A 24,940-nucleotide genomic window follows, 5' to 3' on the forward strand; every position below is an offset into this window, starting at 1 on the left:
GAATTAACATGAAAAAAGTATTTCTCTATTGGAGTATTATATTTTGTAGTGGAATTGTTCTCTTATCAGCTTGCAACGATGATAAGTTGGATGAATCAATTCCTGTCAACCCAGTATTAACACCTTTTAAAGCTGTAACTGCAGAAGATGGACCTCAAATTGTGAGCGCTGAGATTTCCGATAAGAATAGAACAATTACTCTGGAATTATTCAACTTAAAAAGCTTAAAGGAAGTAAAAGTAAATCTAAGTGTTTCCAAAAGAGCAAAACTTCTTGCTCCTGTGGATACCATTTTAACACTGGACTTAACTGAACCATATGAAATAGCGGTTAATAATATTTATGATGATCTTATATATACTGTAACTGCAACAATTCCGGAGTTCATAACAGTTGATAAATCTCAATTTAAAGCTAATAATCTGGATAACGATTCGCCTCGGGGAGGAGACCCGATGAGTGTGTTATGGGATGGAGGTTACATGTCTAAACCAGAAGACTACGTTTCAATAGGTTATCGAAATTATTGGACTACAAGTTCTTTTACTTTTGATATTGGTACACGCTTTGACGGAAGTTATTATGATTTAAAACAAGTCAAAGTTCATTTGTATTGGGCTTATACTCATACGTGTCCTAAAGAATATGAACTATGGGGCTATATGTTGCCAGGAGAGCCTCCTGCTAGTGGTGATTGGGCAGATTGGACCAAGCTAGCTGATATTGATAATTCTTCATCGACTTTAGCTGATTTTGCTGAAGGAGATAATGTTCACTTTGAAAAGGATGATAGTCCGAGTGTGAGGTATTTACGGATAATTAATAGAAAAAACTGGAGAACTTCTCCTCCACTCACTAACATCTCAATTTGTGAGTTGTCTTTATGGGCATGGAATAAATAGCATTTGGATTTTTCAAGTAACATGAAATAATATTATTTCATGTTACTTGAAATTTTACAGGAGTATGTGGAAATTTAATATTGTTTGTATTTGAATGTTTATTAAACATTCGGGAATTATAAAAATATCTTAATTAAGATCTAGGTTAGAATAATGGGATGCGAGTGAGTCTTTGTATTTTTATATGGAGACTATAGGAGTTTGTCAAATGGATATATACAATACTATTTCCATAGATATCTTATTATTCTATAAGTAATATTCAATGAAAAAAATAATAACTCGTTCTTTAGTCGTATTCACGATATGCTTTTTGCTTTTCGCTTGTTCGGAGAATGAACCCAATGAAATTTCGCCTCTTCCTCCAGAAGAAGAGGAAGAAGAGTCAGTATATGAATGGGAGAAAAACAGAACTGAACTTTTAGAAAATAACGACATGGTTCTTCTGTACGCCGGAGGCTCGCACCGGGGGCATGAATGGAGCGAGGAATATGTAGAGCCATACGTGACCTATACTGATGAATCGGGCAAAGAACATTGGATGTTTGATTCATTCCTGTTTTTAGAAATCCACAATGGAGAGGGGAAAACATTTGCTTCAGGATATACTTCGGTTCCGGCCAATCAATACGAATGGAAACAGCTGGTTGAATACTATTTTCGGTCGCGTTATTGCATAGGGGCATTGAACAGGTCTATTGAGAGCGCCAAGGAACGCTTGGGAGAACCTGCCGAAAAACGAAAAGTGGTGATCGGAATTCCGGAGCCAATAAAAACGCAAAAAGATTGGGGAAGCCTAAAAAACGGAGTCATGTTAGACTTCTCAAAGGTAACTGACAGGGTTGATGCTTGTAAATGGTATATCGATTATGTGAGAAAGAAATTTAAAGAGATGAACTATAAAAATATTGAATTGGCTGGTTTTTACTGGATTGCAGAAGAGGCTACCAATTCAAGGGGGATACTGGCGGATCTTTCAGCCTATCTGAACGATTTGAAATACAGTTTTGTCTGGATTCCTTATAATGGTTCCGATGGGGCGTTTGAGTGGAAACGACTCACCTTTAATTATGCCTATTACCAACCCAATTACTTTTTCAATGCAAATACGCCTCTTTCATCTCTAAACAAAGCGTGTGAAGATGCTAAAAACTATGGCATGGATATGGAAATAGAGTTTGACGACAGAGCGATGATTGACCGTGGTAACTGGGGGTACCGACTTGAAAACTATATGAAAGCTTTTAAAGAATATGGAATATGGGAATCAAAAAGACTGGCCTATTACCAAGGAAACAGAACCCTGTATGAGCTTTCAAAATCAAGTGCAGAAGAAGACAGGCAACTTTACTATAAATTCTGCAAGTTTGTGTCAGAACGGTCGAACTAATATTTTAATATACTATTTAAGATCTTGAAATTAGGAGTGGTGGAGTGGTGGTTCTGTTTTATCAAATTTGTGTTTATTCTTTGCCTTTGCCTTTTTTCAAAACGAAAAATAACGAGACGGTGGGGATTTTCAGACTTTTCTGCGTTCAAATTAAATTGGAATGTAGTAAATGAGAAGTGAGCTCACTCACCTATATCTTGAATACACTATGATCGTTTAATTCGATTTCAGAATACTATTGCCGTTTTTGAAAGTTTACTGTTGCCAAAGGATACTGTTGAATAATCTTTGGACTTATAGAGAGCTACTCACCCTGATTACAATTAAATCATATTAAAGACTAAATAAACTATGCTTAAAATTAGAATTGCTTACAAGCTTTTATTTTCATTACTATTGGTTGCGGCAGGAATTTCGTTTAATTCATGCGCCTCGAAACAAGATCTGACCATACGCGATATGGTGTTGATTTATGATGGTGGGGCACACCGAAGTATTAAATGGGACAAAGAACATTTTGCACCATATGTTTCTCTTGAAAATGAAGATGGAACTAAAGACTGGCTATTTGATGGATTTCTGTTCCTGGAAATTCATGACGGTACAAGGGGCTTTGCTTCCTATTACAAAGACTTAGCTGCACGCAAAGTGGAGTGGAAAAAATTGATCGACAACTATTTTTGCGAAGGGAATGCCATTATGGCTTTGAACAGTCAGATTTCGGATGTGTTGGAGAGTTCAGGGACAAAAATGCCCACGAAACGCAAAGTGGTAATCACAGTTCCAGAACCAATACCCAACCAAACCGATTGGGGCGAAATAGACGGTAAGTCCATGGATTTCTCGAAAAAAGAAGACCGGCTGGAAGCCTGTAAATGGTTTATTGATTATGCCCTGGAGAGTTTTGAGAAAGCAAACCCTGAAAATCTGGAATTAGCTGGTTTTTATTGGGTGGCTGAGGAGGCCACCAATAGCCGGGATCTGGTGAAACATGTGGCTGATTACACGAAAATGCACGGACGTAGATTATATTGGATACCGTATTTCAATTCAGACGGTTACAACGAGTGGGAAGAACTGGGTTTCGATCAGGCTTTTTATCAGCCTAATTACTTCTTCAATGAAGAGAGACCGATATCGCAAATTGTAAAGGCCTGCGAAAATGCCATGAAGTATGGCATGAGCATGGAAATGGAATTTGACGATCGTGCCTTGGCTAAAAACGGATGGGGCTATCGAATGAGAGATTACATTCGCATATTCGATCAGCATGGCGTTTGGGACAAAATGGAGGTGGCTTATTATCAGGGCGGAGATGCATTCTACAAATTGTATCATTCGGACAAAGCAGAAGATAACGAGCTTTATATGCTTTTGGCAAAGATAATTGCTAAAAGGCAGAAAGTGGATTTGGAAGAAAATCAGGACCAAATAGCTGAGGAGCGAGTCGTTGAGTCGAGCTATGGTAAAACGGATGTTGCAGACTTGGTTCTTATTTATCAGGGAGGCGTTCATCGTCCGATGGAATGGGACAAAGATCAGTTTCTTCCTTATGTTGTCCATGAAGATCAACAAGGAAATAAAGAGTGGCTTTTTGATGGGTTTCTTTTCCTGGAATTTAAAGATGGAAAGGGATATGATTTTGCTCCAGGTTATTCGCCAAACAAGGCACGGCGCCAGGAGTGGGAATGGCTGCTGGACAGAAGGTTCGAAAAAGGGAAAGCTATTTCGGCCCTTAATGCATGCATTGAAGAACAGAAAGAAGTTATTGGAGAACCAGAATTTAAACATAAATTAATCTCAGGTATTCCATCGCCTATTTTAGAGCAAAAAGACTGGGGCAAATTGAATGGGAAAACACTTGATTTCTCTGTAGCTGATGATCGCTTGGAAGCCGGACGTTGGTATATTGACCAGTTTTTGGAGCGCTATGAAAGTGAAGGTTATGACAATCTTGAGCTTAAAGGCTTCTATTGGGTTGATGAGGATGTTCGGCGTTGTGCTGATATTTTGGTACCACTTGGAGACTATATTCGTTCGAAAGGACTTAAGTTTTACTGGATTCCTTATTGGGGAGCAAAAGGATATAATGACTGGGAGAAATACCAATTTGATTTTGCCTGGATACAGCCCAATTACTTCTTTCACGATTTAAAGGAACAGCATCTTAACAACGTTTGTAATCATGGTTATAGCAAAGGAATGGGGCTGGAAATGGAATTTGATGCCAGGGCTCTTAGTAGTAGTGATGATAACCGGAGGGATAAACTGGTTGACTACATTAATGCTTTTGAGAATAATGGCGTTTACAAAAATGCATCAATAGCTTATTATGAGGGGGGCAATGGCATTTACAACTTTTATAAATCGACTAACTCCGAGGACAAGCAGTTGATCGACAGAATGGCCAAATTGATTATTGAGCACCGAAAGACTTTTTTCCAGAAAAATTAATAATATAGGATTGTAGATTATGACTGTTTATTATTCGTAGTAGTTCCAGACATGGTGATTAGTTAAAAAGCAGTTCCTCTCGAAAAGAGGAACTGCTTTTTTTTACTAAATAGTTTGTCAATAGATTTTGCTTATTACCCGTAACTCACATAGGCTACTCGAAGTTTATTCTTTTTGGTAAGCACTAGTTTTGAAAATAAATTTTAAAAATGTTGATTAACATGTGCGTGGTTTATAAAAAATTTAATAAACTTGCATTATCAATTTAATTTGAACAATAAAGAGGATGGAGCTATTTCGAACACAACACAACGGAACTGATATGGAAAGTAAGCAATTTGCACAAAAGCGCAAAATGGTTGCTTTTTTGAATAAGTCAGAAGATCCGTTGGCGATACCTGCAATTTGTCGTCGGCTTCGGTTGAGTGTACCTACCGGAACGAAGTTGGTGAATGAATTAATTGCGGATGGTATTGTGGTTGAAGTTGGTAAAATGGAAACCGATAACGGGCGTCGGCCTGTTGTGTACAAAATTAATCCGGAATATGCCTATACGATTGGTGTCGAGATTTTGTTAAAGCGAATTTCAGTTTCTGTCTTCAATATGGAAATGGTTGAGGTTTTTCAGAAAAAGGATAATGAGTTTGTGTTGGAAAATACGCCGGAATGCCTCAGCTTTGTTGTCGATTTTATCGGTCAGTGTCTTGAAGAGCTGGATGAAAAGAAAACCCGTGTTTTGGGAATGGGACTTGGTATTACTGGAAGGGTCAACTCAAAAACAGGAGAATCTTATAACTACTTCAATTTCTTGGAAGAAACCTTGACCGAACACTTGTCTTCGAAATTTGAACTTCCAATATTTTTAGATAATGACACCCATGTAATGGGAATGGCTGAACGGTTTTTCGGAAAAGCCAGGAAAGAGAAAAATGCCTTAATCGTGAATTTAAGTCGTGGCTTGGGGATGACTGTTATTTCCAACGGAAAGGTTGTTCTAGGCAATCAGGGCTTTGCTGGCGAATTTGGGCATATGCAGTTTGGCGAATCAAGCAAACTATGTATTTGTGGTAAACGCGGGTGTCTGGGAATGGAAGTGTCTGGTTATGCTTTAGAGGAGAATTTTAAGGAATATGTCAAAAATGGTGAGAAAACCTTGCTGCTTCCTGAAGGTGAGTTGAGAAAGGTGAGGTATGACAATATTCTACAGGCTGCTAGAAAGGGAGATGCTTTGTCTATTGCTTTGTTGCATGATATCGGATTTAAGTTAGGTAAAGCTTTGGGGAATGTCATTAATTTACTAAACCCAGGATCGATAATTCTTGGTGGAAAATTTGTGGTGGCGAGCGATATTTTAGCAGATTCAGTAAAGTCGGGAATGACTCATACTGCTTTATCACAGCCTCTGAGAACCTGTGATTTGTTGTTTTCTGAAGCAGGAGACGAGTCTGGAGGGAAAGGAGCGGCAGCGCAGGTTTTATACCATTACGACTTGATTTGACAACAAACCTAAATACAACAAAATATGTAACGAAATTTTATGAAGAGGGATTCTTTTTCAGAAGCCCGTTGCCAGGCTTGGCGGCACTGACAATATTGGGCTTTTGAAGTAATAATTGTATTAAATCGTACTGCAAAGTTACTTCAATTCTCTGAAAAGTAAATTTTTCCTGCTCATTTTTCTATCTGAGGTCTTTGGATATGACCAGTTTGCTTGATGAAAGAATAGCGCTGCTTACTTTTAATAGCCTTTATTTTGTGCGCTTAAAGGCTTTAATCGAAGTTTCGTTTTTTGTTGAGTTGATTAAGGAGCGATAGAGTGGAAGAGAGACTATAGGCAATGATCAACACACCCATGATTCATCCGTTTGGTATTTCAAATTTCTTCAGACTAAATCTTGTGAATAGTCCAGATTAAGAAAAAGAACGAGGGCTACCCAGAGATAAATGTAGGATAAAACAGACCTAAACAAGAGTAAACAAAGCTCCTATAATAGAGTACATAACTAACCAAATTTTTATTCAACATGAGAAGATACATTGTATACCTATCGGTATTGATCGTATTATCGCTTTTTACAAATTGTAAAGAGGATAAGTTGTATATCACGGATGAACCCGGATATACATTTGAGACCGTTGAGACAACAGAGTTGGAGAACGGATCGAAATTGTTGCATATTCAGGAGGATAAAACCCCCTGGAACATCTATGCAATAGAAATTGATTTGACAAATCCCAAAAACCAGATTGAATTAGCTCCGGCTAACGATATGGCAGCGTGGGGAGAAATTGTAAACAAAGAAACTTTAGCAAGCATTGTTGAGCGCAAAGAAGCCAATGGTGAAAAAGTTATTGCCGGTATTAATGGCGATTTCTTCCACATGGAGCTGGGGTTACAGTTTGTAACAACAGTGCACAATGGAGACATCTATAGCTCTGGAATTACAACTCAGCCACATGCTGCATTATTCGTCGATGACCAAGGTGTTCCTTACATTAATTTGGCAAACCTTCAAAGCAAGCTGCTGATTGGAAACAAAGAGCGTTTGATTAATTCGTACAATGGTACGCGTTTGGCTGACTACCTAGTCGTCTATGATGGAAAAATGAAAGACGGAAACAACCAGTCAGGGGCCAACAAATGGGGAGCAGAGGTGTTGGTTGAACAGGTTGGAAGCAAGGCTGACTATGTAAATTCAACAACAGAGTATAAGGTGCTTGAAGTTGATAACACCATGGATGATGTGCGTATTACCATGACAGATCCTGAAAAACAGCTAATTCTTTCTGGTCATGGAACTGCTCGGGAGTACATCATGAATTTGACAGCTGGCGAAGTGGTTAAAATTGAGAACAGCTATGCAGGAATGGATGAAAGCATCAAAATCCGTGAAGTTGCCGGAGGATGGGGGCACATCGTAAAAGAAGGCATGAATAATTCAATCCAGGCGATTCAGATTGAGGGTACTATGGCTCACGAGAATCAACGCCATCCAAGATCTTGTATCGCTTACAACAAAGACAAAACCAAATTTTACATGGTCGTCATTGAAGGACGTTCAGAGTTAAGCAAAGGAATGAGTCTGGATGAAATGGCTTATTTCCTGAATAAAAAATTCGACGTTTGGGATGCTTTGAATCTTGATGGAGGAGGTTCATCTACGCTCATGCACGGTTCGGAAACGATCAATGCTTTAAGTGATGGAGCTCAGCGAGCTACTGCGAACTCGATTATTGTTGTAAGCAAATAACTAATTCTAATTATGAGGCTGCACCTCTGCAGCATATCCAGTAAATACGATTGTTATGAAAAAAATACAAACCGTGCGTTATTGGTTAACGCATGTTGAAAAAATAATTCCCATACGATTATTATCGGCATCATTTTTATTGATGTGCCTCACTGTACTGAGTGCCTATGCCCAGGAAGGTGACATTAAAGTAACAGGAAAAGTAACTGACTCACGCCAAGAAGCTCTGCCAGGCGTTAGTGTTTCGGTTAAAGGAACCTACGAAGGTACAGTAACTGACCAGGATGGTGTTTACACAATCAGCAAGCTTTCAAAATCAGACGTTTTGGTTTTCTCTTTTATTGGAACCACAACGCAGGAAATTGAAGTTGGTAACCAAACCACGATCGATGTTGTGTTAGAAAACAGTATGGTTGAATTGGAAGAAATTGTTGCCGTTGGTTATGGTACCACGAAAAAGGAAAACCTGACAGGTGCGATTACAACCGTTTCGGCTGAAGTTATCGAAAATCGTCCGGTAACGAGTGTTGCACAAGCTTTACAGGGGGTAATCCCCGGGTTGGTTGTTACTCGTAGTGCCAATGGTGGTAAACCTGGAGTTGATCTGTTAATGAATATCCGTGGTGCTGGTAGTCCTTACATCCTGATTGACGGAGTTGAAGGGTCTATTTCTGATTTGAACCCTGCGGATGTGGAGTCAATGACGGTTCTAAAAGATGCTGCATCAGCTTCTATTTATGGTGCAAAAGCTGCCTATGGTGTAGTTTTGATTACAACTAGAGAAGGTAAAAAAGGTGTTCGTGTTAATTACTCAAACAACTTCTCATTCTCTGCTCCAATCAAATTGCCAGAGCAAGCCAACTCTTATGCTTATGCACAATATTTCAATGCTGCGTCGGTAAATGGTGGCGGACTTCCTTTAGTTTCAGTGGAAACACTTGAGCGTATCAAACGCTACATCAACGAAGGCGACATTCCTGGAACAATTCCAAACCCAAAGGATCCAACAAAATGGGCCAATACCGAGTATGCCAATGCGAATACCGATTGGTTTGATTTTCACTTTAAAGATTGGGCTTTGCAAGAAACACACAACCTAAGTGTAAGTGGAGCTTCAGAAAAGACAGATTACTACATTTCTGGAAGTAATTTGAATCAGGAAGGGATTATCACTTTTGGTGATGATAGTTTCGAAAAACAAACAATCAGTACAAAAGTAAAATCGAAATTGTACGATTGGTTAACTGTGAATAGTAACATGCGTTACTCTTCAAGAGTTGTGGATATGCCTACTTTCTTGTTGATGAATGGAAACATGCTTCACCGCATTGCACAGGCTCGTTGGCCGTCTAACCCGATTAAAGACCCTAACGGACATTACATGCGTGTGTCTGACGTGACAGAGATTGAAGAGGGGGGCCGAACAATGGATAAAAACACTGGCTACATGATGACGCTGGGCGCCAAAATTGAACCAATTAAAGACTGGGTGACAGAGATTGGCTACGACTGGAACAATTCTACTTGGGAGCAACAATTTACACACAACCCAACTTTTACTTACTACGGTGTTGGCGAACGCGAATTCCAATATGGTAGCATCGAAAATAGCCGCTACTATACCTATACTGGAACAACTGAATACAAATCCCCGAAAGTGTTTTCAACCTACACGAAAGTGATCAATGATCATAACTTCAAGATCATGGGTGGTTTTCAACAGGCTAAACAAGAATACAGCCGGCATAATGTAAGTCGGAAGCACTTGCAATCGCCATTAATTCCGTCTATTAATACTGCTATTGGAGAGATCACTGGAGGAGAATCTAAAGGACATTATGCTACGCGTAGTTTCTTTGGGCGTTTCAACTATAACTATAAGGAAAAATACCTGCTAGAGGTGAACTGGCGTGCTGATGGTAGCTCTTACTTTCAGGAGGGCAAACGTTGGGGATCATTCCCTTCATTCTCCTTGGGTTATAATTTGGCCAAAGAAGATTTTATGGAAGCTCACCGTTACTATGTTGGACAGTTGAAATTCAGAACTTCTTACGGATCATTGGGTAACCAAACAGGATATCCTTATGCATACCTGGAAACCTATATGATTGGCAGTAATTACCCTTGGTTGATGGGGGGAAACTCAAAACCGAATGTGGTCTATATGCCAGCTGTTCCAAGCCCTGACTTGACTTGGGAAACCGTATCGATGTTAACCTTTGGTCTTGATGGTGCTTTCTTGAACAACCGCTTAACAATGACTTTTGACTGGTACAAACGTGATCGTAAAGACTTGTTAGGACCTGCAGAAACTCCTCCTGCAACTTATGGTGGAAATGTTCCTCGGTTGAACAATGTGGATATTGAAACAAAAGGATTTGAGTTGTCTTTAGGATGGAAAAATACAATTGGTGATTTTTCATACTATGTGAAAGGAACACTTTCTAACTACAAGAGTGTTTATAAAAAATTCAATAACCCAACAGGTTCTCTTTGGACTGAATATGTTGGAAAAGAAGTTGGTACAATTTGGGGATTTACTTCAAACGGCTTGTTTCAATCCGAAGACGAAGTTAATAACGCACCTGATTTGTCTGAAATCAGTAACGACCGTTGGTACCCTGGCGACGTAAAATACGAGGATATTGATGGGGATGGAAAAATATCCAGAGGTGCTTCTACTGTCGATGATCATGGTGATTTGTCGATTATCGGAAACTGGGTGCCACAATTCCAGTACGGTTTTAATGCTGGTTTTAACTGGAGAAATCTTGACTTCTCTATGTTCTGGCAAGGAGTTGGTAAAAAAGATGTTTGGTTAAATGGTAACTTCTTCTTTGGATCGGCAAGTTCTCGCTGGCAAACAACGGTGTTGGAACAACACCTGGACTACTGGACAAAAGACAATCCAGATGCTTATTATCCACGTCCTTATTTGACGAAAGCTGGTGTCGATAAAAACCAACAGGTATCTACACGTTACTTGCAAGACGCTTCATACTTGCGTTTGAAAAACGTACAGTTGGGCTATACGCTTCCTGAAAAACTAATGGAAGACTTCTGGTTGAAGAAAGTGAATGTCTATGTATCAGCTGAGAACTTGCTGACCATTACTAAGCTGAATGACATTTTTGATCCAGAAGCTTTGACTGGTATGAATAACCAGACTGCCGGTAAAACTTATCCAATGCAGAGAACTTTGTCTGTAGGGGTTAATGTAACCTTCTAATTTTATTGAAGATGACAAATACGATCAACAGTTGACTTGGAGTCGAAATTGTTGATCGGTAACATAAGTTTTATAGATGAAATAAAAAAGAAGATCGTGAGTAGCATGAGAAAGAAAGCATCGACCGAATTCCAACTTAAGGAAAAAGAAAGATTGCTTTTCATGCGAATCTCCTGATGGTTTTATCGGAATCGATCTTCTACAATAGAAATAAACAATTTTAAAAGAGATGAAAAATCTAAAAATATTAATCATATTGGCAGCCGTAATCACTGGCTTTGTTTCCTGCGATAGTGATTACCTGGATTTGTATCCGACTGACAGATTTACTAAAAATCAGTACTGGAAGAGCGTTACCGACCTTGAACTGTATTGTAACCACTATTATTCGTCATCATCCTTTAGTGTTCATGGAGGATGGTGGGCTTCATTTTATAGCGAGAACAATAGCGACAACTTAATTCCAGAGATTCCTGATACGCGTTTAAATGGGACAGGCATCGTACCTACTACTGGCGGAAGCTGGTATTGGGGGAGAATTCGTGACGTGAACTACTTTTTAACCAATTATCATACTGTTGAAGGTGTTCAGGCTGATGTGGACCATTATGTTGGAGAAGCTTATTTCTTTAAAGCTTACTTCTACTATACTTTGTTGAAAAATTTCGGCGATTTACCTTGGTTGAATGAGGTTCATGGTCCTCGTGACGAAGCTTTGTTTCAAGCTCGTTTGCCTCGTAATGTGGTGGCTGATTCAATCGTTTCAACCATTGATAAAGCAATTGCTTTGTTGAAAACGAAAGGCGAAGCAAAAGATTTCCGCATTAACCGCGAAATCGCTCTTTTGATTAAATCTCGTATTTGTTTGTACGAAGGTACTTGGGAAAAATACCATGCCGGAACTCCTTTTGGGATTTCAGGACAAGATGGTTCTAAATTTCTTCGTTTGGCCAAAGAGGCTGCAGAGGAAGTGATAAACAGCAACAAGTATAGCTTGTATACTTCAGGTGACCCAAGTAATTCTTACTGGCGTTTATTTAATCAAACAGACTTAAGCAGTAACCCTGAGGTAATGTTGTGGAAGAAGTTTAATATTGGTCAAGGAATTACGCATAATATTCAGCGGATGCTTCCATGGAGAGGTGAAGGTTCTGGAATTTCTTTAGGATTGGTGGAATCTTATCTTAAAAAGGATGGAACCTTGGCAACTGACGTTGACTATTCCAGCTTAACAACCATGGCTGCTGATCGTGACCCTCGTTTAGCGCAGACTGTTTTATTGCCCGGAGATGTTTTGACAAATGTGGGCTATGAAGCAACGGTTCAGCGTGTATTCACCGTTCCTTATATCGACCAAACAGGTACTTACCGCAATACAACCGGATTCATGCTTTATAAAGGAATCGATCCGGATCCTGCACAGCAAAAGAATCAGGAAGGTATTGGTATAACAGCTTCTATTATTTTCAGATATGCAGAAGTATTGCTGAACTATGCGGAAGCTTGTGCTGAGCTTGGAGAATTGGATCAGGCAGCTGCCGACCGTTCAATCAACCAGCTTCGCAATCGTGTTGATGTGGGCAACCTGAATGTAGGTAATGTTCCATCTGATCCAAACAATATTTATGGTGTGTCTGACTTGATTTACGAGGTGAGAAGAGAGCGTCGTGTTGAGTTGGCTTTGGAAAACCTGAGGTTTGATGACCTGATGCGCTGGCGTGCTCATAAAGGTTTTGCCGGAAAACGTCCGAAAGGAATGAAGTACTACGGTTCAGATCTGGAAAATTCATTTACCGGTTTTTATCCTCTTGTTGATGAAGATGGATTCCTGGAGCCATATCAAGAGTCTCTGCCACAAGGCTTCGGATTTAATCCGGAACGTGACTACTTGTTACCAATTCCGTCACAGGAAATTACCCTTAACCCGAACTTGGTTCAAAATCCCGGCTGGGATTAAGTTTACATAGAGAGAGAAGTGCTTGAGGATACCCAATCCTTGGGCACTTACTTTTTCAAGAAAATGGTCACTTGTATTTTTTTTACAGGTGATTTTGAATTACTGACTTAGCAAAAAATAATCATGAAGTATAATCTGTTAACAGGAATTGCTTTACTTTTCATAGCGATGGGATGTCAACCCAAAGTAAGCTGGGTGAATAAAGAGTTGTCAACGGCAATATACCGTGAAGCAGGTTCAAAGGAGTTGACTGCTGTTGACCCGGAAAAAGTGGGCTTTCCCGGAGGCCGTGGACCTGACCATTTGGTTGCCTATACACCCGCTTTTGGTGAGCAAACCGGAACGAATGAATGGGGAAGTGAAGCGATTATTCGAAATGGCATAGTCGTCAGCGTAGGAGGAAACAACTCGGCAATCCCTGCCGATGGATTTGTTATCTCTGGAAATGAAAGCGCGAGTCTTTGGATTAGCCAAAATTTAAATGTAGGTATGGAAATCAGGCTTGAGGGAAATACATTGCAGTACGCCACAACCGAAAATACCTTCATAGTTCAGGCTCGCCAAACTTATGAAAAGGTGTTGCAACGCTTTGAAACGGGTAAAATGACTGATGGTCAGGCGATCAAAGATTTTGAAGAGTTGGTGCAAGCTGATTTCGATGCGTTGGAAAATGCTCGGGAACAACAACATATCGACATGGCTTTGATGTATGGCAAGCAGTTGTTGGATCGCTCACGAAAACTATATTATAGTTCTTTCGAGCCCCGTGAGAATGAATTCCGGGGAGTCTGGGTGCGTCTTGCTGATAAAACGCCAGAGGAGCTTAAAGCAACAATTAAGCGAATGGCTGATGCCGGAATCAATGCTATTTTGCCTGAAACCATTTACAATGGTTATGCCATTTATCCAAGTGCCCATCCTTTATTGCCTCAATTACCTCAGTTTAAAGGTTGGGATCCAATGCAAATTATGGTGGAAGAGTGTGCCAAATATGGGATGCAGGTAATCCCTTGGTGCGAAATGTTTTTCATTGGGGGAGCGCAATCACCTTTGGTTAAGCAAAAACCAGAATGGGTTGGTAAATTCCGACACGGAGAGATTTTTGCCGTACTGGAACCAGGCTTTCATTATTTCTGTCCATCACGTCCTGAGGTGGCCGACTTCTTGTTAACCACCATCGATACCATGCTGCAACGTTATCCGATCCCGGAAGTGCAGCTTGACTACATTCGCTATTCCCTAAGTGAGCCTTGGGATAAAGGCTTCTGCTATTGCGACTATTGCCGCAAAAATGTAAAAAAGAAATTGAACTTTGACATTATGGCTATTTCTCCAGATGATAAAGCTGAGTGGGAGCAATGGAATAATTATCGTGCCAATAATGTGACTCGTTTTGTGGAGCAGGTTAACGAGCTGCTTCAAGGAAAACATCAGCATGTGGGGCTGTCGGTTGATGTGGTTCCACACCCGGTTAAAAGCCTCGAACTTAAGTTTCAGGATTGGGGAACTTGGGTGAAAAAAGATCAGGTGGATGCTGTTTATATCATGTCTTATGCTTTTGATAATATGACGGTAAGCAATGATGCTGAAAGCCTTAAAGAGATTGTTGCCGGAACCGATGTCAGTCAGATCGTGGGCTTAGGACCATATATGGGCTTTAAGCCGGAAACCTTGCTGGAACAAATTGAAATTTCGAGAGAAAAAGGAGCCGATGGCGTGTGCCTGTTCTCATTCAATGCCTTGAGTGACGAGCAGATTGAAGCATTAAAATATGGTCCATTTAGAAGTTTGTAGATAGCATTATAACTTATGCTTAGATTTTTTGAAAGAGAATGATGAATACGAAAGGATAGGGATTCGTTTCCTATCCTTCTGTTCATCAAACCTAATTGGAGCGATATGTTCAGTTACTCATTAAGAAGTAAGCTGCGACAATTGTAAATTGAGATTTTAGAACAGATGAAACGAGTGAAAGAGGGGATCAGAAGTTTTTTGTGGGTTTTGTTGTTTGGAGGAGTTTGTTTGCTTGCTTCATGTAATGAGCAAAACAAGGAGTTGCCGGATCCGGATCCAGAGCCGGAAACCACCATCAAACCAAAATATTTGTGGTTTGATGCTTCTGCTAATTTTGAGCGGTTCAGCTATCAGGATTCCATTCAATATTACCTTGATAAGTGTGTGGAGATTGGTATAACAGATTTGGTTGTCGACGTACGTCCAGTGAGTGGCGATGTCCTCTACAAAAGCGAACTGGTTGATCCTTTGATTGACTGGAAAGGTTTTCATCGCGACATTGATTGGGATTACCTGGATGTGTTTATTCAGGAAGGTCATCAGCGCAAGTTGCGGGTTCATGCTTCGGTTAACGTATTTTCCGGTGGACACAATTATTTCGATGCCGGTGTTGTCTATCGCGATCCAGAGTTTGCGGCCCTAACAACGCTATTGAACAAGCCGGAGGGAATGGTGGATATTAAAACACAGAAATCGAAGTATGCAGCTTTCTTTAATCCGGCCCATCCTAAAGTGCAGGCGTATTGTCTGAGCATTATTGAAGAATTGGTTGACGGATACGACTTGGATGGCATTATCTTGGACCGGTGTCGCTTTGACGGACTGGACAGTGATTTCTCAGAGCTTTCCCGCGAACTTTTTGAAGCTTATATTGGACAAAAACTACAGCGTTTCCCGGCTGATATTTTTCATTGGAAAAAGCTGGCCAATGGTGATTGGGGGCGCGAAGCAGGTACCTTTTATCCCCAATGGCTTGAGTGGCGGGCCAAACTAATCCACGACTTTTTTGCAACTGCCCGCGAACGGGTAAAACAACTTAAACCAAATATAGACTTCGGAACCTACACGGGGGCTTGGTACCCTTCCTACTATGAGTTTGGGGTGAATTGGGCCAGCAAAGAATACGATCCCCTGACGGATAACTACACCAACTGGATGTTTACGCCCAACTACAAGAATTTTGGTTACGCCGATCTGCTGGACACCTACATGACAGGTGTGTATTATAAGCAAGTATATGGCGCAGGATGGTACACCATTGAAGGAGGGCTTTGGAAAGCCAAAGTGCTGACCAAGAAAGAAGTTCCGGTGATTGGCAGTTTGTATGCCGATATATACAAAGAAGAACCTTGGAATATGACTGAAGCTGTTGAGTTGTGCTTAACGCTGGGCGATGGCCTCATGGTTTTTGATATCGTTCAGGTGATTCAGTATGATTTGTGGGATGAGATTGAATTGGGCATTGAGAAAGCAGAACAAAAAGCAGGATAAACAAGTAAAAACTAGAAAACTGAAATCAAGATAAAACAAGGAAGACAAAATAACACGGATTTATTAATACAACGATAGCTTACATGAAGATTAAAGGAACGTTTCTTGACGAAATTAGCCACGATATACCGCACCAAAACTGGGGGCGCAAGGAATGGGAAAAGGATTTTGTGAATATGAGAAATGCCGGCATTGACACGGTTATTCTTATTCGGAGTGGGTACCAAAAGTGGCAAACTTTTGACTCCAACGTTTTGGGCAGTGAAATGGGGGCGCACCGCCCTCCGGTTGATTTGGTTCAAATGTACCTGGAACTGAGCGAACAATATGAGATGGATTTCTATTTCGGAACCTATGACTCGGGGAAGTATTGGGTGAATGGAGATTACCGGAAAGAAGTCGAATTGAATAAACGATTGATTGACGAAGTCTGGTCAAAATATGGCGAGCAAAAAGCCTTTAAAGGATGGTATATTTCGCAGGAATGTAGCCGGAAAACCGGGCAGATTATTGATCTCTACGCCAGCTTGGGAGAACATTGCAAGGCTGTTTCAAATGACCTGCCAACCATAATTTCACCCTACATTGATGGGGTTAAAAACATTAGTCAGTACGTAACCACCACCGAAAAGGAAGGAGGCGTTTCGCTCAGCAAACACGAGCAGGAGTGGAGTGAGATTTTCGATGGGATTAAGCACGCAATTGACATCGTCGCGTTCCAGGACGGACATGTGAGTTTTGATGAACTAACGGACTTTCTGAAATTGAATAAGCAGCTGGCTGATCGTTATGGACTGGCTTGTTGGACCAATACCGAAACCTTTGACCGTGATATGCCGATAAAGTTTTTGCCGATTAAGTGGGAAAAGCTTTGGATGAAACTGGAAGCGGCAGCAAAAGCAGGAATTGAAGACGCCATCACGTTTGAGTTTTCCCATTTTATGAGTCCGCAAAGTGCTTATTTGCAGGCCGGACATTTATACAATCGCTACATGGAGTACCTCCGGAATTAGTTGGTAGCGACACAACAGCGGATTCGTTAGATCCCATTTTAATGCTCAATACCATTCCGGGCCGGTGCTACTTATAGTTGCTGGTCCGGTTTTACTTTCCAAAATGAAATAAACGAACTGAATATGCAAATAAAAAGATTAGTTGCCCTTTTGATATTACTAAATACATGGGCAAGTTACGGACAGCTAAATAGCTCGGTTCAAAAGGTTGATGTTTTGATTGTTGGCGCTGGCGCAAGTGGAACGATGGCCGGAATCCAGTCGGCCCGGTTGGGGGCAAAAACATTGCTTATTGATGAAGGCCCTTGGTTGGGAGGCATGTTGACCTCGGCTGGGGTAAGTGCCATCGATGGAAATCACCAGTTGCATTCAGGCTTGTGGAATGAGTTTCGTCAACATCTCTACGATCATTATGGAGGCCCGAAAGCGGTAAAAACAGGCTGGGTGAGTAATGTCCTTTTCGAGCCATCGGTGGGACAGCAGATCCTCAGACGAATGGTTTCTGCTGAGAAAGAATTACAGGTATGGCACAATTGTCGGTTAAGTTGGATCAAAAAAGAAGAGCAAGGCTGGTCGGTTTTCATCACGGATGGAACACAGGAGGTCGAGCTTTACACCAAGGTCTTAATTGATGGTACTGAACTTGGCGATGTGGCTAAAGAAGCCGGAGTACCTTATCGCATAGGGATGGATCGTCGTGCAGAAACGGGAGAGGAAATTGCCTCGGAAAGTGGAAACGACATTATCCAGGATTTGACTTACGTTGCGGTGTTGCAGGATTTTGGAACTGGAACTGACAAAACAATTGCCCGCCCTGAGAACTATGATCCAAGTCCGTTCATTTGCACTTGTGCCGGACGGTGCGATGCCGATACGGTGGAAGCTACTTTATGGGAATGTGATTTCATGATGAACTATGGGGAGTTACCCAATCAGAAATATATGATTAACTGGCCAATCTATGGTAACGACTATTATTTGAACCTGATTGAATTGTCGGCCAAAGAACGTCAGAAAGAGCTGGAAAAAGCCAAGTGGTTTACCCGCTGTTACGTTTATTACCTGCAAACCGAGTTGGGCTACAAAAACATTGGAATTGCAGAGAATGAATTTCCAACGGAAGATGGGCTGCCTTTAATTCCATACCATCGTGAATCCCGAAGAATAAAAGGAGAAGTCCTGTTCACCGTAAATGATTTAGCACGTCCTTTTGAGCAAAATGATCCTCTGTATCGCACAGGAGTTGCAGTTGGAGATTATCCGATTGACCATCATCATGCCGCTTATCATGGCAACGAAGAATTGCCCGACATTCATTTTTATCCCGTACCAAGTTATTCCTTGCCTATGGGGACGTTGCTTCCGGCTGAAGTTGAGGACCTGATTGTTGCCGAAAAGTCAATTTCGGTGACTAACATTGTAAACGGAACAACACGCTTGCAACCGGTGTGTATCTTGAATGGACAGGCGGCTGGAGCCATTGCGGCTATTGCTGTGCGTGAAGCTTGCAAGCCGGGAGAGGTTTCGGTACGGCAGGTTCAGAGTGAGCTGCTAAAGGCTGGGGCTTACCTGATGCCTTATTGCGATGTTCAACCTAATGAAAAGGAGTTTGCAGCGATTCAGCGCATTGGAGCTACCGGAATCTTGAAGGGAGAAGGGAAGAATGTTGGCTGGCAAAACCTGACCCTTTTTCACCCGGATTCAGTGCTCATAGTGGAAGCGATAGCGAATGGTTTGGAAGACTTGGGGATTCACTCAGTGGTAAGATCAGCGGGAGAAAGTTTTAGTTTGAAGGAGACCATTTCGTTGCTGAAGGAGATTCAGAAAACGCAAGGGAAAAAACGATTGAACAAGAAAGCTGTTGAGGCGTATTGGGCGGAGTTGGCTTACGGTGCTTTCAACGAGGATGCGATGGTGAGCAGAAGGCAGTTTGCAGCCTTGCTCGATCACTTTTGCGATCCGTTTCATTATTGGGAAGTGGATATTAAAGGGCATGTTTTGCCATCCAAAAAGCATTAAATAAACACCAAGGTCGGGTGACAAATTGTGCCCGACCTTGATGATCATAGGTGCTAATTTTTATTGGCGATCTGAAAGAGATGGGGGAGCGGACTGAGGACCGTTTCCCCATTTTTTGTTTGGCCTTGGTCCCATCTCAAAAATCAACTCTCCACCCTTGGTGATTTCTTCGTGGCTAATCCAGGTTCGGTTAAAGGTTTGTCCGTTTAAGGAGGCCGATTGGATGTAGCAGTTTTCCTTCGAGTTATTGTGGGCTTTGATTGTAAAATGGCGCTTGTTTTTCACTTGCAGGCTTACCTGGTCGAGCAGGGGGCTTCCAATGACGTAAACAGGAATTCCGGGTGTGACGGCGTAAAGACCCATCGCACTTAAAACGTACCAGGACGAAAGCGATCCCATATCTTCATTGCCACACAAGCCTCCGGGACCGGTTCGGTATAATTCTTCGCACACTTGCCGCACTCGTTGTTGGGTTTTCCAAGGCTGCCCGGAGTAATTGTATAAATAAGCAACATGATGCGAAGGTTGATTGCCATGGACATATTGCCCGATGGTGCCAACCACGCCAACATACTTGGGAGGCGTAATTACCGGGCTCATCTCAAAAAAGGTATCCAGCTTATCGGTAAATCGATGCGTCCCTCCAAAAAGATTGATCAGTCCTTTTATATCGTGTTGAACAGACCAAATGTATTGCCAGGCATTGGATTCGGTGTAATAACGATTGGGGCGTCTGCCAACCAGCAGCGGATCAAAATAGCGATAGTAGCTGTGATCGCCATGCTGAACAACTTCCTGCTCGTTTTCTCCCAAAGCTTCGAGCCAGCTTTTGTCAGCTTTCTTGGGGCGCATAAAGCGTGTTTCGGCATCCCAAAGGTTTTGGTAATTATGAGCACGCTGTGTAAAATACTTGTAGTCTTTTTCATGGCCAAGCTCTTGCGCCAGCTGTGCGATGCACCAGTCATCATAAGCGAGTTCCAGCGTGTTGGGAACTGACTCTGTGACTTGATCTACCGGGGTGTAGCCTAATTCCAGGTAGTAGTCCAGGCCTGAGCGCCCCGCATGTGCTGGCACTGGCGGTTGTGGATTCTCTGTTGCCTTCTTCCGCATGGCTTTGTACAGCTTTTCAATATCGAAATCGCGATAGCCTTTCTGGTAGGCATCAACAATGACTGGGATAAGGTGGTCGCCAACCATCGACTCACCAAAGACATTCAGAAAATGCTGGGCAGGTAGCCATTGGTAATGGTCAACCTTGGCCTCAATCGATTTGATAAAGTCGTTGATGTGCTCTGGTGCAGTTAGGGTAAGCAGGGGATGCTGCGACCGATAGGTATCCCAGCAACTGAAAGAGCCATAAAAATCAAAGTCTTTGGCTGTATGAATTTTTCCGTCTGATCCCAGGTATTTTCCATCCACATCCTGAGAAATGTATTGCGCCAAAAAAGAACGGTACAGCGAAGTGTAGAAGATCTCTTTCTTCTCTTTATCAGTTGTTTGGATCTGAATTTTACTCAGTTCGTTGCTCCACACCGTTTCTGCATCTGTTCTGGTTTGATCAAAGTCCCAGTGCGGAATTTCCGCCTGCAGGTTTTTGCGAGCTCCTTCAATACTGGTGTACGAAAGGCCCACTTTGACCAGTATTTGTTCTCCTTCTGCTGTTTGAAAGGAAACGAAGGCGCCAACTTGATCGCCCTGCTCGGCATTTTTATAGGGAAATAAGCTGCTTCCGGATTCGGGCGTTGCATACGACGAATCAAAGGTTCCATAGTAGCGGAATGCTTTGCTAAACTCGGCCACAAAATAAATTTTGCCCAAGCCGGCACTTTTGGCTCCTTCGATCCGGTTGTTGTTTAAAATTTTTAGTTCTGAGATGTCAGTGCTAGGCATATCCCCAATTTGATGCCCTAAATCCAAAATGATGTGGGCATCGTCCGTTTTTGGGAAAGTGTACCGATGAAAACCGGCACGTTTGGTTGCGGTCAGCTCAACTTCAACCTGATAATCGCTCAGCATAACCGAATAGTAGCCGGGCGAGGCCGTTTCCTCCTTGTGGCTGAAGCGGGAGCGATAACCCGAGTCCGGAGCATCTTTCGTGCCGGGAACAACCTGTAGCTGCTGGCTAACGGTGGGCATCAGCAAAACATCTCCGCCATTGACCATGCCAACACCGCTCCAATGAGTATGGCTAAACCCGATGATTGACTCATCGGAGTAGGCATAGCCTGAGCAGTAAGTCCAACCCTCCGTGCCTGTGTCAGGACTGAGATGAACCAAAGCATATGGTAAGCATGGTCCGGGAAAGGTGTGTCCAAAAAAATCCGTTCCAAGAAATGGATCTACCCATTCTGCCGGTGCTTTACTGGGGGCTTGGGCAGGGCTGTTTAAAGGGAGAACAAAGGGAATGAAAAACAGGAATAGTGCGGCAATGATCGTTTTCATTTTATCTTGAGTTTAGTGTATTGTTAGTTGTAAGAATTTTAACCTGTTTTGCGAATTTAGATTTTAAAATATAAATGGAAGGTTGATATATCATGCAAATTGAATAAAATAACAGAAGTTTTTTTGGTTTAACTAGCTTTTCTTTGCTAACATCTGGAACTTTGCCAAAGAACTTAACACTTAACGATATACCAATATCCTAATCATGAAAAACCGACAAATAACTTCGACAAAATACGCATTCATTCTTCTGAGTGTGTTGTGTCTTTTTTCCTGTTCCAGTCCGGAGTATCCACTTACTTCCAAAGTTGAAAACCTCAATGCTAACTGGACCATGCAGTCCAGCGAAAAGTTGACAGAAGCAGATGAAAGTCTGATTTCCCAAAACAACTACGATGACGACAATTGGCTGGAAGCTATTGTGCCAGGAACGGTTTTAGGAAGCATGGCCACAACCGGGAAAATTAAAGATCCTTATTTTGGAATTAATATGCAACAGGTTGATCCGGCGCAGTTTCAAAAACCGTGGTGGTTTCGAACTTCGTTTGAACTGAACGGCGATGATTTGGAAAAGCAGGTTTCACTTCGGTTTAACGGAATCAATTACCGGGCTGATCTTTGGGTGAACGGGCAGAAGGTGGCTGGGAAGAATGAATTTGCCGGCACTTACCGCATGTTTACTTTCAACATTAATGACTATGTGCAGTCGGGAAAAAATACGCTTGCCTTGAAAATGTGGCAGCATGCTGATGGCGAATATTCAATTGGCTTTGTTGATTGGAATCCTTTGCCACGCGATCGGAACCTGGGAATTTTTCGCGAGGTTTTTCTGGAAGTAAATGAAGGTGTGAAAATTCGCAGTCCTTTTGTGTATGCCAAGGTGGATAAGAAAAGCTTGGATGCAGCCGATCTTTTCATCCAAGTGGAGCTGGAAAATGGCTCGGAGAAGGATCAGCAAGGTGTTTTGCGGGTTGATTATGAGTTGGGAGTCGTTGAGCAGGCGGTCACGGTTAAGGCGGGTGAAAGTCGTTCGTGCCGTTTTAGCCCGGAAGACTTTCAGCAACTGGCTGTTCAAGATGTAAAGTTGTGGTGGCCCAATGGCATGGGCGATCCCAACTTGTATCGGTTGAAAGTTGATTTTATCTCCGACAAGTCCTTGATGGATCAAGTGAGTAGCCGCTACGGCATTCGGGAAATTGATAGCTATTTGAATGATGATCAGAATCGAGTGTTTGAGGTGAACGGAAAGTTTGTGTTGCCCAAAGGGGGCGGTTGGGTCGATGACCTTCTGCTGCAAGATACGAAAGAGTCGGTGGAAGCCCAGCTTAAGTATGTTCACCATATGAACCTGAACAGCATTCGTTGCGAAGGTTTCTGGGGAAAGACCGAAGGGCTTTATGACCTATGTGATGAGTATGGTATTTTGGTGATGATTGGCTGGAATTGCCATTGGGAGTGGGAGGAGTACTTGCTTAAACCAACACACGAAAAGTATGGCGGAGCGGTGTCGGATGAGGATATTGAATTGATGGCGGCCATGTGGAAAGATCAACTATTGTGGTTGCGCAATCATCCGAGTATATACGTGTGGATGTTGGGAAGCGACAAGCTACCAGCACCTAAACTGGAACACCAATACATCGAATTATTCAAGAAATATGATCCCTCGCGGACGTATGTCACTTCGGCTGGAGGGGCCGGAACCGAGGACAACAACATTGTTGCTGAAGTCCCCTTGGTGAGTGACATCAGCGGTCCCACAGGCATGAAGATGTTGGGCCCCTATGCGTATACGCCTCCTGTTTACTGGTTTACCGATAGCTTGTTGGGGGGTGGTTATGGGTTCAATACCGAAACCTGTCCCGGGCCAAGCATTCCGCCTTTATCTTCCTTGAAAAGAATGTTGCCAGAGGAAAGTTTGTGGCCCATTGACACCACGTATTGGGAATACCATACCGGACGAAATGCATTCAAAACGCTGGATCGTTTCCGGAAAGCCATGAATGAGCGCTATGGCGAGTCGCAAAGTGTTGAGGAGTTCGCGTTTAAATCGCAGGTAAGTAATTACGAATTGATGCGGCCGATGTTTGAAGCTTTTATTGCGCACAAACCTAAAAGTACCGGCTTGGTACAGTGGATGTTGAATTCGGCCTGGCCGGAGCTGTACTGGCAATTGTATGATACCTATTTGCAGCCCAATGGTTCGTTTTATGGTGTGCGGAAAGCTTGTAATCCGCTGCATGCCATTTACCGCTATGGTTTCGACGATATTTACCTGGCAAATGAGCAGCTGAATGCCGCTGAAGAGGTGACTGTAAAAATACGCGCCTTTGATATTCAGTCGAAGGAGATTTTCTCCGATAGCTGGACCGGATCCATTGCGACCAATACCTCGAAGCAGATTTACCAGTTGCCGGAAATTAAAAGCCGGACGGACGTTTGGTTCCTTGATCTGCGAGTTTACAACAAGGATCAGGAGGAAGTGGATAACAACTTGTATTGGTTGTCGCTCAAGGAAGATGAGCTGGATTATGAGGCGGCCAAAAAGTTGGAATGGCCTTACTACACGCCTCCCAAAGGCTACGCCGATTTCACTGCGCTTGACCAGCTGGGAAAGGTGCAGCTGAAGTACGATTACCTGTACACCAAAGAGGGTGAAAACGGCGTGGTGAAGCTAACCCTTAAAAATCCGGGCAACACGATTGCTTTCTTTACTTATTTCGATCTGCTGGATCCGCAGTCGGAGCAACCGATATTGCCTGTGTACTGGAGCGACAATTATTGCACCTTGCTTCCGGGAGAAGAACGTACTTACACGGCTCGTTATTCACTGAGCAATTCCAATGCGGGCAAGCCCACTTTAAAGGTGAAGGCGTGGAATGTCGATGAAGTAAGTCTCTAACGCCTTCGGTCTGGAAAGAATGTAAATGGATGAAAATCTAACGTCTGAAAGTCTAACGGATCAATAATAAATGGTAAAACCTAAACATTGAAAGAT

At 42.2% G+C, this 24,940-nt stretch carries 13 protein-coding genes; 12 read left to right on the forward strand and 1 reads right to left on the reverse strand.

The window, feature by feature from the left end:
- Nucleotides 1-8: 8 nt before the first annotated feature.
- From BM156_RS18195 to BM156_RS18245, 11 genes are all read left to right on the forward strand, one after another.
- Nucleotides 9-902 carry a DUF5000 domain-containing lipoprotein gene (locus BM156_RS18195; protein ID WP_093921336.1) on the forward strand — a complete coding sequence of 298 codons (894 nt, stop codon included), beginning with the start codon at nt 9-11 and terminating at the stop codon, nt 900-902.
- Between the two features lie 265 nt (nt 903-1,167).
- Nucleotides 1,168-2,292 (forward strand): DUF4855 domain-containing protein, encoded by a 1,125-nt coding sequence (locus BM156_RS18200; protein WP_093921337.1) that lies wholly within the window; start codon nt 1,168-1,170, stop codon nt 2,290-2,292.
- Between the two features lie 351 nt (nt 2,293-2,643).
- Nucleotides 2,644-4,746, forward strand: coding sequence for a DUF4855 domain-containing protein (locus BM156_RS20730; RefSeq protein WP_170847010.1), 2,103 nt, complete (start codon nt 2,644-2,646; stop codon nt 4,744-4,746).
- Between the two features lie 286 nt (nt 4,747-5,032).
- Nucleotides 5,033-6,244 (forward strand): ROK family protein, encoded by a 1,212-nt coding sequence (locus BM156_RS18210; protein ID WP_093921338.1) that lies wholly within the window; start codon nt 5,033-5,035, stop codon nt 6,242-6,244.
- A 526-nt stretch (nt 6,245-6,770) separates the two neighbouring features.
- Complete coding sequence (locus tag BM156_RS18215) at nt 6,771-7,997, forward strand: phosphodiester glycosidase family protein (protein WP_093921339.1); 1,227 nt, start codon at nt 6,771-6,773, stop codon at nt 7,995-7,997.
- 55 nt (nt 7,998-8,052) lie between these two features.
- Nucleotides 8,053-11,226 (forward strand): SusC/RagA family TonB-linked outer membrane protein, encoded by a 3,174-nt coding sequence (locus tag BM156_RS18220; protein ID WP_093921340.1) that lies wholly within the window; start codon nt 8,053-8,055, stop codon nt 11,224-11,226.
- 229 nt (nt 11,227-11,455) lie between these two features.
- Nucleotides 11,456-13,183: a RagB/SusD family nutrient uptake outer membrane protein gene (locus tag BM156_RS18225; protein ID WP_093921341.1), complete on the forward strand. Its 1,728-nt coding sequence runs from the start codon at nt 11,456-11,458 to the stop codon at nt 13,181-13,183.
- Between the two features lie 123 nt (nt 13,184-13,306).
- The gene (locus BM156_RS18230) at nt 13,307-14,977 is read left to right on the forward strand and encodes a glycoside hydrolase family 10-like protein (protein WP_093921342.1); all 1,671 of its coding nucleotides are present in this window, start codon (nt 13,307-13,309) and stop codon (nt 14,975-14,977) included.
- Nucleotides 14,978-15,142: 165 nt separating this feature from the next.
- Nucleotides 15,143-16,468, forward strand: coding sequence for an alpha amylase family protein (locus BM156_RS18235; RefSeq protein WP_093921343.1), 1,326 nt, complete (start codon nt 15,143-15,145; stop codon nt 16,466-16,468).
- Nucleotides 16,469-16,551: 83 nt separating this feature from the next.
- Entirely contained in the window at nt 16,552-17,481 is a 930-nt protein-coding gene (locus BM156_RS18240; RefSeq protein WP_093921344.1) for a DUF4434 domain-containing protein, read from the forward strand.
- Nucleotides 17,482-17,604: 123 nt separating this feature from the next.
- The gene (locus BM156_RS18245) at nt 17,605-19,500 is read left to right on the forward strand and encodes an FAD-dependent oxidoreductase (protein ID WP_093921345.1); all 1,896 of its coding nucleotides are present in this window, start codon (nt 17,605-17,607) and stop codon (nt 19,498-19,500) included.
- A 60-nt stretch (nt 19,501-19,560) separates the two neighbouring features.
- Here the strand turns inward: BM156_RS18245 and BM156_RS18250 are convergent, their stop codons facing one another.
- Complete coding sequence (locus tag BM156_RS18250) at nt 19,561-21,942, reverse strand: GH92 family glycosyl hydrolase (protein WP_093921346.1); 2,382 nt, start codon at nt 21,940-21,942, stop codon at nt 19,561-19,563.
- A gap of 205 nt (nt 21,943-22,147) precedes the next feature.
- Here BM156_RS18250 and BM156_RS18255 point away from each other — a divergent pair, with 205 nt between their 5' ends.
- Nucleotides 22,148-24,844, forward strand: coding sequence for a glycoside hydrolase family 2 protein (locus BM156_RS18255; RefSeq protein WP_093921347.1), 2,697 nt, complete (start codon nt 22,148-22,150; stop codon nt 24,842-24,844).
- The last annotated feature ends 96 nt before the right edge of the window (nt 24,845-24,940 follow it).

It is taken from the genome of Sunxiuqinia elliptica (genome assembly GCF_900113005.1).
GTDB classification, from domain to species: Bacteria; Bacteroidota; Bacteroidia; order Bacteroidales; family Prolixibacteraceae; genus Sunxiuqinia; species Sunxiuqinia elliptica.